At 69.7% G+C, this 12,110-nt stretch carries 15 protein-coding genes; 9 read left to right on the forward strand and 6 right to left on the reverse strand.

Annotated features, from left to right (window positions below; genetic code table 11):
• Positions 1-40: 40 nt before the first annotated feature.
• On the reverse strand, positions 41-349 hold the full coding sequence (locus M2317_RS15055) for a GNAT family N-acetyltransferase (RefSeq protein ID WP_429461510.1): 309 nt from the start codon (positions 347-349) through the stop codon (positions 41-43).
• 326 nt (positions 350-675) lie between these two features.
• On the opposite strand from M2317_RS15055, the gene M2317_RS15060 reads away from it, so the two are divergent.
• Genes M2317_RS15060 through M2317_RS15070 form a run of 3 tightly spaced genes read left to right on the forward strand, consistent with a single transcriptional unit; the run spans position 676 to position 2,597 of the window.
• Entirely contained in the window at positions 676-1,371 is a 696-nt protein-coding gene (locus M2317_RS15060; protein WP_429461512.1) for a winged helix-turn-helix domain-containing protein, read from the forward strand.
• Positions 1,372-1,420: 49 nt separating this feature from the next.
• The gene (locus M2317_RS15065) at positions 1,421-2,368 is read left to right on the forward strand and encodes a DNA-3-methyladenine glycosylase family protein (RefSeq protein WP_429461514.1); all 948 of its coding nucleotides are present in this window, start codon (positions 1,421-1,423) and stop codon (positions 2,366-2,368) included.
• 16 nt (positions 2,369-2,384) lie between these two features.
• The gene (locus tag M2317_RS15070) at positions 2,385-2,597 is read left to right on the forward strand and encodes a hypothetical protein (protein ID WP_429461516.1); all 213 of its coding nucleotides are present in this window, start codon (positions 2,385-2,387) and stop codon (positions 2,595-2,597) included.
• A gap of 12 nt (positions 2,598-2,609) precedes the next feature.
• On the opposite strand, the gene M2317_RS15075 is transcribed toward M2317_RS15070, so the two are convergent.
• From M2317_RS15075 to M2317_RS15090, 4 genes are read right to left on the reverse strand one after another with little or no spacing between them, the layout of a single operon-like run.
• Complete coding sequence (locus M2317_RS15075) at positions 2,610-3,365, reverse strand: ABC transporter ATP-binding protein (protein ID WP_429461518.1); 756 nt, start codon at positions 3,363-3,365, stop codon at positions 2,610-2,612.
• Positions 3,362-4,354, reverse strand: a complete 993-nt coding sequence (locus M2317_RS15080) for an iron chelate uptake ABC transporter family permease subunit (protein WP_429461519.1) — start codon at positions 4,352-4,354, stop codon at positions 3,362-3,364. Before M2317_RS15080 ends, M2317_RS15075 begins: the two co-directional genes overlap by 4 nt.
• On the reverse strand, positions 4,344-5,360 hold the full coding sequence (locus M2317_RS15085) for an ABC transporter permease (protein WP_429461521.1): 1,017 nt from the start codon (positions 5,358-5,360) through the stop codon (positions 4,344-4,346). Before M2317_RS15085 ends, M2317_RS15080 begins: the two co-directional genes overlap by 11 nt.
• A 16-nt stretch (positions 5,361-5,376) precedes the next feature.
• Positions 5,377-6,393 carry a siderophore ABC transporter substrate-binding protein gene (locus M2317_RS15090; RefSeq protein WP_429461522.1) on the reverse strand — a complete coding sequence of 339 codons (1,017 nt, stop codon included), beginning with the start codon at positions 6,391-6,393 and terminating at the stop codon, positions 5,377-5,379.
• Between the two features lie 84 nt (positions 6,394-6,477).
• Between M2317_RS15090 and M2317_RS15095 the strand changes: the two genes are divergently transcribed.
• From M2317_RS15095 to M2317_RS15120, 6 genes are all read left to right on the forward strand, one after another.
• On the forward strand, positions 6,478-7,242 hold the full coding sequence (locus tag M2317_RS15095) for a siderophore-interacting protein (protein ID WP_429461524.1): 765 nt from the start codon (positions 6,478-6,480) through the stop codon (positions 7,240-7,242).
• A gap of 23 nt (positions 7,243-7,265) precedes the next feature.
• Complete coding sequence (locus tag M2317_RS15100; protein ID WP_429461526.1) at positions 7,266-8,006, forward strand: SDR family oxidoreductase; 741 nt, start codon at positions 7,266-7,268, stop codon at positions 8,004-8,006.
• Between the two features lie 4 nt (positions 8,007-8,010).
• Positions 8,011-8,829: an acyl-CoA thioester hydrolase/BAAT C-terminal domain-containing protein gene (locus M2317_RS15105; RefSeq protein ID WP_429461528.1), complete on the forward strand. Its 819-nt coding sequence runs from the start codon at positions 8,011-8,013 to the stop codon at positions 8,827-8,829.
• 213 nt (positions 8,830-9,042) lie between these two features.
• Complete coding sequence (gene erm / locus M2317_RS15110; RefSeq protein WP_429461530.1) at positions 9,043-9,828, forward strand: 23S ribosomal RNA methyltransferase Erm; 786 nt, start codon at positions 9,043-9,045, stop codon at positions 9,826-9,828.
• 4 nt (positions 9,829-9,832) lie between these two features.
• Positions 9,833-10,831: an FUSC family protein gene (locus tag M2317_RS15115; protein WP_429461532.1), complete on the forward strand. Its 999-nt coding sequence runs from the start codon at positions 9,833-9,835 to the stop codon at positions 10,829-10,831.
• Positions 10,832-10,869: 38 nt separating this feature from the next.
• Positions 10,870-11,136, forward strand: coding sequence for a thioredoxin domain-containing protein (locus M2317_RS15120; RefSeq protein ID WP_429461533.1), 267 nt, complete (start codon positions 10,870-10,872; stop codon positions 11,134-11,136).
• On the opposite strand, the gene M2317_RS15125 is transcribed toward M2317_RS15120, so the two are convergent.
• Positions 11,137-12,066, reverse strand: coding sequence for a LysR family transcriptional regulator (locus M2317_RS15125; protein ID WP_429461535.1), 930 nt, complete (start codon positions 12,064-12,066; stop codon positions 11,137-11,139).
• Positions 12,067-12,110 lie beyond the last annotated feature (44 nt).

Raw genomic sequence — 12,110 nt, forward strand, 5'->3', positions numbered from 1 at the left:
CGCGTAACAATGCGTCACACGCGGAGAAATCTGCTAGGCGTCATCGACGGCGCAGGAGCGCCTGCTGCTCCGGGTGCGCCTCGAACCAGTCCGCCACGTACCAGCAGACGGCGTCGACGCGGCGATCACCGCGCGCCGCGATGTCCGAAACCGCGCCGGCGACGACGCGCGCCGCATGCCCCTGACCGCGGAAACTCGGGATCGTGAAGGCCCTCGTCAGCGCGATCGTCGTGCCGTCGTCACGGTAGTCGAGCACGCTCACCAGCTGTCCGTCATGCAGCAGCGTGTAACGCGATGCGTCCGTCTCATCGGTGAGGACGAAGCCGTCTGCGAGGGTCGAATCGATCACGTCTCCACGTTACGCCCGGCTTCGGACAGGGGCTCCGTTTTGACACGGGGCGTCACGATCAGACATAATCCCCCCATGACCACCAACGCACGCCCTTTGTCCGCCCAGGAGGCGAACGGGACTGCCGGGATGATGATGCCCGGCCGCGTTGGCATGTGTTGCCGAATGTGCAGCTGATACGTCAGCACACCCCGCCCGGCTCGGCCTTCGCGATCTGCGACGCCTGAGCTCCCGAGCACCCACCTGCGTGCTCGTCACCGGCCCTGAAGGTCATTCTCGCAACGCATCCGAGCCCATCGGCTCACCCTCCCAAGGACGTCATCATCATGTCGAACATCGCTACCCTCGAGCGCCCCTCCGCCCCTGTCACGCGTCTGCATCCCGTCGCGGATGCCCCCGTCGTCGCAGCGGACCTGCCCGCCACCCGATCACCGCGCGGCTTCGCCCTCTACGTCGGCCTCGACGAGATCAAGGCTGCTGAGGCCGGCGTCAGCCTGCCCCTGCTCGTCGACGCCCTGCGTCGCACCCTGGCCGAACTCGCACCCGGCGCCGAGACCCACGCCACAGTCGCTCTCGCCCCGCACGGCGCCGGCGGCCGCGACCTCGACGTCGTCCGCCTCGCGCTGCAGGAGCCGGGTGCGATCGCCCGCACCAAGGCCGCAGAGGAAGAGCTGGCGGAAGAGGAAGAGGGCGTCGTCGTCGACATCTCCCGCAAGCGCGTCCTGATCGACGGCGAATCCGCCGCGTTCACCTACAAGGAGTTCGAGCTCCTGCAGTATCTCGTGCTCCGCGAGGGACGCACGATCGAGCGCACCGAACTCGTCGGCGCGCTCTGGCAGTCGCCGGATGACGAGACTCCGGGCGAGCGCACGATCGACGTCCACGTGCGCCGCCTGCGCGCCAAGCTCGGGCGCTACGAGGACATCGTGCGCACCGTTCGAGGCGTCGGCTACCGCTTCGATCGTCACGCCGATGTCGTGATCCGCTACGGCCACGGCACGCCCTCGCCCGACCGCTTCTGACCCGCACCTCGTCGCGGGCGATGTCGGCCCCGCGGCGTAGGGTGTTCGCATGACGTTGACAGCGGATGCCGGCGCGCACCGCGCCTCGCCGCTGACGACCGTCTATCGTCCCGCTCATCCACTGGATCTCCGGCGCACGGTCGGCGTGCTCATGCGAGGTCCGAAGGACCCGACCATGCTGGTCGACGGCACCACGCTCTGGCGCGCCAGCCGCACCCCGCAGGGCGTCGCGACGCTCGCGCTGCGCTCCGTCGCAGGCGAGATCCACGCGAGCGCGTGGGGCGCCGGCGCCCCGTGGGCCCTCGAGCAGCTGCCCGCCCTGTGCGGCGCGCATGACGACGCGACCGGGTTCGACCTGTCGCGGCATCCCGAGCTGGCCGAGATCGCCCGCCGCACGGCCGGAACCCGCCTCACCCGCACCGATCTCGTCTTCGACGCCCTGGCGAGCGCCGTGATCGAGCAGAAGGTCACCTCGTTCCAGGCGTTCGGGGCGTGGCGCGTTCTGGTCGCCCGCTTCGGCGAGCGCGCGCCAGGGCCCACCCCTCGACCGATGTCCGCGCCGCCGCCGATCGACGGCTGGCGCGGCATCCCCTCCTGGGCGTGGCACCGCGCCGGTGTCGAACCGCCTCAGGCGCGTTCCATCGTGTCGGCAGCGACCCGCGGTCGACGGATCACTGATGCGGTCATGGCCGCCCCGACCGGTCCGGAGCGCGACCGCATCCTCACGAGCCTCCCCGGCATCGGCGCCTGGACGTCCTCCGAGACGCGCATCAGAGCACTCGGCGATCCCGATGCCGTGAGCGTCGGCGACTACCACCTCGCGCATCAGGTCGGCTTCGCGCTGACCGGATCGCGCGTCGACGACGACAGGATGCTCGAACTCCTCGCGCCGTGGGCCGGGCACCGCCAGCGTGTCATCCGTCTGATCCTCGCCGGTGGTCCGCGCGAACCGCGCCGCGGCCCTCGGCTCGCACCGCAGGACCACCGCGGTCACTGAGGGCTAGGCTGACGGCATGGCAGCGACGAAGAAGCAGCGGTGGACCTGGCTCGGCGGCACGACCGTGCTGCTCGTGCTCGGCGTGGTGATCGGGCTGATCCTGCAGAACGTGTGGCTCGGCATCCTGCTGGCGGCCATCGTCTCGATCGGCTGGCTCATGCTCGTCGAGTCCCGCAAGGGCGACAACAATACCGGGGTCAACGACGAGTCGCACGGCATCGAGGTCTGAGCGGGTCGCTCCTCAGAACGTCAGCGCGACCGGCCGTCCGTCGATCATCCGCACCTCCACCGGATGGTCGTAGATCTCGCGGAGCACATCCGCGCGCACGATGTCGTCCGGCGCGGCATCCGCGATGATCCGGCCGCCGCGCATCGCGACGATCCGGTCCGCGTGGTGCCCTGCGACGTTGATGTCGTGCAGCACGACGATCACCTTCTTGCCCAGCTCATCCGCCATGCGGCGGATGAGCTGCATGATCTCGGCGGCGTGACGCAGATCGAGATTGTTCAGAGGCTCGTCCAGCAGCACGTAGCGGGTGTCCTGAGCGAGGACCATCGCGATGAACGCCCGCTGCCGCTGCCCGCCGGACAGTTCGTCGAGGAAGCGATCGCGGTACGGATCCAGGTCGAGATACGCGATCGCCCGGTCGATATGGGCACGGTCATCGATGGTGAAGCGCCCCTTCGAATGCGGGAAGCGACCGAACTCGACCAGGTCGTGCACGGTGAGGCGCGCGGCGATGTGGTTGTCCTGCCTGAGCACGGCGAGGACCTTCGCCAATTCGCTCGACGACGCCGTTCTGACGTCTTCGCCGTCGACGGCGATCCGCCCCTCATCGGCGGCGATGAGTCGGCCGACGAGACCGAACAGCGTGGACTTGCCCGCCCCGTTCGGTCCGATCAGCGCGGTCACACCCTCGCCGCCGAACTCGATCGAGACGTCGTCGAGCACGACCGCCTTCCCATAGCGTTTCGTGACGTTCTCGAGCGCGATCATCGCGCCCCCTTTCTGAGGACGAGGAAGAGGAAGAAGAGCCCGCCGGCGAACTCGATGATCATGGAGATGCTTCCCCCGAACCCGAAGATCTGCTCGAGGACGACCTGTCCTCCCAGCAGGCACAGCATCCCGATCAGGGCCGCCGTCGGCAGCGTCCAGGCGTGCCGGAACGACCCGGCCCACGAGTAGGCGAGGTTCGCGACGATGAGCCCGAAGAACAGGATGGGTCCCACCAGGGCGGTGGATGCCGCGATCATCACCGAGATCAGGGTGAACAGCAGCATGACGAGACGCCGATGATCGATGCCGAGCCCGATCGCCGCCGGCTCGCCGAGGGTGAGGACGTCCAGCTTGCGCACCAGCGGGACGATCCCGATGCAGGATGCCACGACAAGCACGGCCGTGAACAGCAGGAGCGTCGGGTCTGGGCGGGTGAGCGAGGCGAACATCGCGTCGGTGAGCACCTGGAAGTCGAGGGGGTCCAGCATCCGCTGCATCCACTCCGAGAAGCTGCGGAAGAACGTGCCGAGCACGATGCCGACGAGCAGCATGAGGTGGATCGATCGCCGTTTGCCGCCGAACATCCAGGTGAACAGGAACACGCTGAACGCGACCATGACGACGACCTGCACGACCCACAGGAGCAGTTCGTTCGCCCGCAGGAAGGATGCCGAGCCGAAGAAGAACACGATGGTCGTCGCGATCAGCACGTAGAACGCGTCGAATCCCATGATCGAGGGCGTCAGGATGCGGTTCTGCGTGATCGTGTGGAAGACGACCGTCGAGACGCCGACCGCCACCGCGACGACGAGCATCGCGAGGACCGTCAGAGAGCGGATGCGCAAAGCGAACGCCAGCGAACCCGGTACGTCGGTGAAGAGGTAGACCGCGATGAGCGCGATCACCGCAAGGCCCAGCGCGCTCAGGCGCACCCACGGGCGCCTGTGCAGCGCCTGCGGCAGGGTCATGGTGCGGGTGTCAGTGAGCACGACTCCCCTTCCGCAGCAGCAGCCAGAGGAACAGCACGGCGCCGACCATGCCGACGATCACGGACAGCGGGATCTCGTACGGGAAGCGCACGACGCGCGCGAGGATGTCGCAGCCGAGCACGAAGACGGCGCCGAGGCCTGCGACCCACGGGATCGAGCGGCGCACGTTGTCGCCGATGATGAGGCTGACGATGTTCGGCACCACCAGACCGAGGAACGGGATCATGCCCGCGGTCACGAGCACCGCAGCCGTGATCAGCGCGATGATCACCATCCCGATGGCGACGACGCGACGATAGTTCAGCCCCAGGTTGGTGGCGAACTCCTCACCGAGCCCGATGACGCTGAAGCGGTCCGCGGCGATCCATGCGACCACGACCATCGCGGCGGCGAGCCAGAGCATCTCGTAGCGCCCCTGCATGACGGTCGCGAAGCTCCCCTGCGCCCATTGCCCGAGCGACTGCAGCAGGTCGAGACGGTACGCGAAGAACGTCGTGACAGCACCCACGACCCCGCCGAGCATGATGCCGACCAGCGGGACGAGCACGAGCTGGCGCACGGGAACCGCGCGCACGATCCGCAGGAACACCCAGGTGCCGGCGAGGCCGAAGGCGGCGGCGACGCCCATCTTGCCGACCACGGCGAGCCCTGGCCAGAACACGGTCGTCACCAGCATCCCGAACGTGGCGAACTCGCTGACGCCGGTCGTGGACGGTTCGACGAAGCGGTTGCGGACCAGCATCTGCATGATGAGACCCGCGATGCCGAGCGAGGCACCGACGAGGATCACGGCGATGGTGCGGGGAATCCGGCTGACCAGCAGCAGAAAGGCGGCCGTGCTGTCCTGGCCACCGGTGAACAGGGCGACCGGGGACACGTCTGAGGCGCCGATGAACAGGCTCGCGATGGCGAGCAGGACGAAGAGGATGCCGATGAGCACCCCCACCCAGCCACGCCGTGGGCGTGCCGGGGCGGGGGCGCTCGTCGGGGATTCGGTGAGCGTCACGCGTGCGAGGAGGTGGTCACTCCGCGATCTGCATCACGTCGTCGATGAGCAGCTGCGTGGTCTCGATGCCGCCGTAGACGATGTACCACGCCACCGGGTCGAGGTAGACGATCGCGTCGTTCTTCGATGCGGTGGTCTGCTTCACGATGTCGTTGTCGAGCACCTGTGCGGCGGCTCCGGCCTCGGCCTCCCCGGTGGCGACGTCGCGGTCGACGATCCAGAGGGTGTCGGGGTCGTGCTCGAGCAGGAACTCGAACGAGATCGGCTCGCCGTGCGTTGCCGATGCGACGTCCTCGACGACAGGCTCGACGCCGAAGACGTCGTAGAGCAGACCCCCGCGCACGTTCGCGCTGCCGCCCTCCGCATCGGACGGCGCCATCGCGCTCAGCTCGCCGCCCGAGACGATCACGGCGAGGCCGTTGCCCGCTTCCTCGGTCGCGGCCTTCGCCTCGTCGATTCCCGTCTCGAGCTCGGCGAGAGCTTCGGTCGCCTCGTCCTCGGCGCCGAGGACCTCACCCAGGAACATCACGTTGCGCTCGAGGGTCTCGAGGTAGGAGCCGGCGATGCCGAGGTCGATGGTCGGCGCGATCTGGCTCAGGTCCTCGTACAGGCCGGACGACCGCCCGCCGATGACGATGAGGTCGGGCTGCTGCGCCTCGATCTCGATCAGGTCGGCCTCGAACAGGGTGCCGGCGTTGAACGCGTCATCGGCGAGGCTGTCCTGCAGATACTCGGGCACGGAGTCCAGCGGCGCACCGGCGACCTCGCCGCCCAGCGCGCCGATCGTGTCGACGGTGGCCATCTCGAACGCGACGATCCTCTTCGGATCCTTGGGCACCTCGACGGTCTCGGTCTCGTACACCGGCTCCTCGTCCTCGCCTGCCGTGTTGCGCTCCCACGAGTACGTCACGGTGCTCGCTTCGGAGGATTCCTCCTCGGCGGCCGGTGCGGATTCCGCGGTGGAGCAGCCGGCGAGCGCGAGGGCGGAGATGAGGACGAAGGATGCTGCGGCGAGCGGCCGGCGCGAGGACATGGTTCTCCCTGGAGACGATGGACGAAGGATCGAGCAAAGGTAAGGTAAGCCTCACCTGCTCAGATGTAGGCTAACCTAACTTTCATGACCACGTCGACTTCGCCCTTCACCATCGAGCGCCGGATGAACGAGCTGCGCTTCCGGACCGTGTCGCTCGTGGCACGCGAGGAACTGGCCCCGGATTATGTGCGTGTGCGTCTCGAGGGCACCGATCTCGAGGGCTTCGACTCCCCCGGCGCCGACGACCACATGCGCCTGTTCTTCCCCACCGAGATCCCCGACACGATCGAGGAGCTGCGCGCCGCGCCGAGCCGCGAGTACACGCCCCTGTTCTGGGGAGACGGCTGGCTCGAAGTCGAGTTCGCCGTGCACGGGGACCAGGGCGTCGCTGCTCCGTGGGCCGCGACGGCGCCGATGGGCGCGCGGATCGGTGTCGGAGGCCCTCGTGGTTCCGCGGTCCTGACCGGCACCCCTGGCAGCTGGATGCTGGTGGGCGACGAGACGGCGATCCCCGCGATCCGACGCTTCGCGGCTCAGATCGGCGATGCGCCGGCGCGCATCGTGATCGAAGTGCGCGGCAGCGAGGACGAGATCACGATCGACGCCCCGGTGGCCGTCGAATGGCTGCACCGCGGTGACGCCCCCGCCGGGTCGGCGCTCATCGCCTTCCTGGATTCGCTGCAGGCGTCGGATGCCGTCGGCGAGCACCCGTTCGTGTTCATCGCCGCCGAGCAGGCGATCGTGAAGCCCGGGCGTGCGCTGCTCGAGCGCTGGGGCGTCGACACCGCACAGGCCGTCGTCAAGGGCTACTGGAAGCGCGGCGAGGCCGAATACCACGCGCCGCACTGACTTCGAGGTGACAGGATGGGCGCATGAGGATCGCTGTCGCCGGAGGCACAGGAGTCGTCGGACGCCACGTGGTCGAGGCCGCTCGGGATGCCGGTCATGAAGCCGTCGTCCTGACCCGATCCACCGGCGTCGACCTTGTCACCGGTCGAGGACTGGACGCCGCACTCGACGGCGTCGACGCGGTGATCGACACCGCGAACATCACGACGCTGAAGGCCACCGAGGCCGTGGAGTTCTTCACCGCGGCGACCGGCAACCTTGTGACAGCGGCCGCGGAGGCCGGCGTCGGTCACGTCGTGCTGCTGTCGATCGTCGGCATCCATCGCATGCCGGTCGACTACTACGCGGGCAAGCTCGCGCAGGAGAAGATCGTCGAGACCTCGACCGTGCCGTGGACGATCCTGCGGGCGACGCAGTTCCACGAGTTCGCCGGCCAGATGTACGACCGCGCGAGAATCGGCCCGCTGCATCTCGCGCTGCGCGCCCGCACCCAGCCGGTCGCCGCGCGGGATGTCGCGGAACGACTCATCGCCCTGGCCGCCGGACCAGTGCAGGGGCGCGCCCGCGATCTCGCCGGCCCGCGGGAGGAGGCGCTCGACGAGATGGTCGTCGCGTACGCCCGCGCGAACGGGCATCACGGGTGGATCCCCCGGGTGAGCATGCCGACCGCGCAGATGAAGGGCATGCGCGCCGGACTCGCGCTCCCAGGGCCGGATGCCGACCTCACCACGCAGACGTTCGCCGACTGGCTCGCGCAGCGCTGACGTCATGGCACTCGTCGACGAAGCGGACCGGCACGTCGCGATCCCGGTGACTCCGACCGGCGCTGGCGTCCTCGTTCTCGCCGGGTCCAGCGGGCGCATCGAATCCGACCGCGCCGAGCTGTTCGCGCGGCACGGCGTCCGTGCGCATGCGATCCGCTGGTTCGGCGGCGCGGGCCAGCGCCGTGTACCGCGGGAGGTGCCTCTGGAGCTGTTCCTCGACGAGGTCGCGCTCCTGCGCGAGTCCTGCGACCGGGTGGCAGTCCTCGGCACCTCGTTCGGCGCGGAGGCGGCGCTGCTGACCGGGACGCGCACGCCGGTGGATGCCGTGATCGCGATCGCCCCGACGAGCGTGGTGTGGCCCGGCATCCTGGACGGGTCATGGTCCTCGCACTGGACCGCGGCGGGCGTTCCGCTGCCCTGGGTGCCGTTCGCCGACGATTGGATTGCGACCACCGACCCGCCGGAGTTCCGCGACCTGTACCGGACGAGCGTCGATCGGCATCCCGCCGAGGCGCAGGCCGCAGCGATCCCGGTCGAACGCATCACGGGGGACGTGCTCCTCGTGGTCGGCGAGGACGACCGGGTGTGGCCGAGCGCGCGCTTCGCCGATGAGATCGTCGCGCGACGGGCGGCGGCGGGTCTGCCGACCGCGGTGGTGCGGCATCCGCTGGCGGGTCATCGCGTTCCGTTCCCCGGCGAGGCAGCTCCGTCCGGCGGGACTCGCATGGCGCGCGGCGGTTCGCGCGAGGCGGATGACGAGCTGGGGGCCGCCGCATGGGATGCCGTCGCCGGCCTGGTCCTCGGGACGACACGCCCGGACTGATACACTCGCCGGCATGGGTTCGATAATCTCCGGCGCGACGTTCGACGCGCGCTGCTTCACCTTCCGCGACCGCCGCGCCTGACGGCGCGCTGACGGTCGCACACCCCTCACGCCTCCGCGCGTCGTTCCCGGATGTCCTGCACCCGGAAGCGCGTTCGCCGTGCCTTCGCACGCCCGCTCACGGGTGCTCCCTTCCTGCGATCGGAGCGCACCATGCGACCTCATGCCCCCACCGGCGGCCGACACGAACTCGGTCAGAACTTCCTCACCCACCGTCCGACCCTGAAGCGCATCGCCGACCTCGTCGCCGAGACGGACGGGCCCATCCTCGAGATCGGCGCCGGCGACGGCGCCCTCACCGAGCACCTCATCCGGCTCGGCCGCGATGTCCGCGCGATCGACATCGATGCCCGATGCGTGGCCCGGCTCAGGACTCGCCTGCCCGCGGCATCCGTCGACGTCGCCGATGCCCTGCGCGAACCACTGGACCGACCGGTCGTCGTGGGCAACATCCCCTTCCACCTGACGACCCCGATCCTGCGGCGGATGCTGCGCCACGACGGCTGGCAGCATGCGGTGCTGCTCACCCAATGGGAGGTCGCGCGCAAGCGCGCCGGCGTGGGCGGAGCGACCATGATGACGGCCCAGGCCGGGCCGTGGTTCACGTTCGCGTTGCACGATCGCGTGCCTGCGACGCGATTCCAGCCCATGCCCGCCGTCGACGGCGGGCTCCTCACGGTGTCGCGGCGGCGCAGGCCGTTGATCCCGACCCGAGATCGACGGCGATACGACGCGTTCGTCGCCACGGTCTTCCGGGCCCGAGGCAACGGGATGCTGCAGATCCTGCGCCGCACAGGGCACCCGCCGTCCCGCGCGTTGCCCGCCCTGAGCGACGCCGGAATCGCCAGGAGCGCGCTTCCGCGGGACATCCGCCCGGAGCAGTGGGCGACGCTGTGGACCCGGCTCGTCGCGCCCGAGGCGCACGGAGCGAGACAATAGGCGGGTGAGTCTGTTCGCTTTCGGCCCGTCGCGAGGGCCGCGGTGGCCGATCGGGCTGCAGGCCGCGATCGGCCTCGCTGGTCCGATCGCCGTCATGACGCTGATCGGCCAGCCGTCCCTCGGGTACATCGCCGCCTCCGGCGCGTTCACGGTGCTGTTCGCGGGCTCGTCTCCCGTGACCGAACGCGCCAAGGTCCTGCCGTTCGTCGCCAGCGGGCTGATCGTGAGCGCCGCCCTCGGACTGCTCGCGGCGCCGACCGTCTGGCTGGTGCTGGCCGGCGTCGCATGCGTCGCGATCGGCAGCGCGGCGCTGTCATTCGGGTTCCGGCTCGGTCCGCCGGGTCCGCTGTTCTTCGTCCTCGTTTTCGGCCTGTCGGCGCATGTCGTCACGAGTGCCCCCATCGCCGCTCCGGTCTATCTCGCCGCGTTCACGGCGGGATGCGTGTTCTCGTACCTCGTCGCGATCGCCCCGCTGCTGCTGCCCAGGCCCCGGTCGGTCGCAGCTCGACCGCTGAGGGAAGTCCTGCCCGGACCCGCGCTCGACGCCGACGGGAAGATGCTCCTGCTGCGGGTCGTGATCGTGTCCGTGATCGGAGTGCTCCTCGCCCTCGCGGTGGACCCCGAGCGCAGCTACTGGGTGGTCGGCGGAGCGGTCGCCGTCATCGGCGTCGCGGCCGACCGCACGGCGGCGCTGCAGCGGGGGCTCCACCGGATGCTGGGCACGATCGTCGGCGCCGGCCTGTACGCATTGCTGGCGCTGCTCCACCCGGCAGGGCTCTGGCTGGCGCTGCTACTGGGCACCCTGCAGTTCGTCATCGAACTCGTGGTGGTGCGGCACTATGCGCTCGCGCTCGTGTTCATCACGCCGCTCGTGCTGCTGCTGACGGGAGCGGCGACCGGCGAGATCGGCGACATGTCCGTCGCTCTCGAGCGGATCGTCGACACGGTCGTCGGGGCGGCGCTGGGCGCGGCATCCGGGTTCCTGCACCCCCGCCGGACCTGAACGGGAACACCCCGGAGCCCTTCGCGGTTGCCTCGAACATGGAGATCACGCTCGTCACCTCCGCCTTCTGCGGTGCCTGCTCGCGCACGCGAGCCGTGATCGCCGACGCCGCGCGCTTCCTGCCGGATGCGACGGTCACCGAGATCGACGTCGCCGCGGATCCGGATGCCGCTGAGGCCCTGGACATCCGCTTCACCCCGACCGTGATCGTCCACGATGCGGCCGGCGTGCAGACGTTCCGCGCCGAGGGCGTGCCGACCGTGCCGCAGATGCTGGCCGCGGCGGCGACTGCGCTCTCGGCCTGATCAGCGCACGACCCGCAGGGTCTCCGGAGAGGCGTCGGCCAGGCCTGTTGCCGTGGCGACGATGACCTCGCGCATCGCGGCGGCGGCACGGGTGGGATTCACGTCGGACCGGTGCGCGATGCTGATCGTGCGGGTCAGCTGCGGGTCGACCAGCCGCACGGACCGCAGACTCGGTCGGTCGAGCGCCACCGTGGCCGGAACGACGGCGACGCCGAGTCCGCGCTCGACGAAGCGCAGCACGGCATCCATCTCCGCCCCTTCGATGACCGTCGTCGGTTCGAGACCGGCGCCGCCGAACGCGGCATCCGTCGTCGCGCGCAGGTCGTAGCTGTCCGAGAAAGCGATCAGGGGCAGCGTCGCGAGCTGTTCGAGGTCGAGCGCGGAATCGGCGATCGGCGTCGTCGTCACCGCCGAGACCACCACGAGCTCCTCCGTGAGCAGCGGTGTGCGCACGAGGGTCGGCTCCCCGGTCGGCATCCCCTCGGACGACGTGATGAGCGCCATATCGAGCTCCCCGGCGGTGAGGCGCTCGATGAGCAGCCTCGACCCGGCCTCGGTGAGCTGGAGACCGATGCCCGGGTGCGCCCGGTGAAACGCGCTCATGGCCTCCGCGACGAGGCTGACGCACAGCGTCGGCGTCGCTCCCAGGCGCACCCGGCCCCGCTGCAGACCGGCGAGCTCACCCATCTCCACACGGATCGCGTCGGCATCCGCCAGAATCCGGCGTGCGCGCGGCAGCAGGGTCTCACCGGCGGCGGTCAGCGTGATGTTGCCTCTGGCCCGATGGAACAGTACTCCGCCCATCTCGTTCTCGAGCGTGGCGATCTGGCGGCTCAGCGACGGCTGGGCGACGTGCAGCGTCTCGGCCGCACGCGTGAAGTGCCCGATCTCGGCGATGGCGACGAAGCCGCGCAACTGCTCCAGGTTCATGTCATCAGGCTATCGTGACCATGAGAACTATTCATTGGAGTTAT

The sequence above is a fragment of the Microbacterium sp. ZKA21 genome, from assembly GCF_050434165.1.
Classification (GTDB): Bacteria; Actinomycetota; Actinomycetes; order Actinomycetales; family Microbacteriaceae; genus Microbacterium.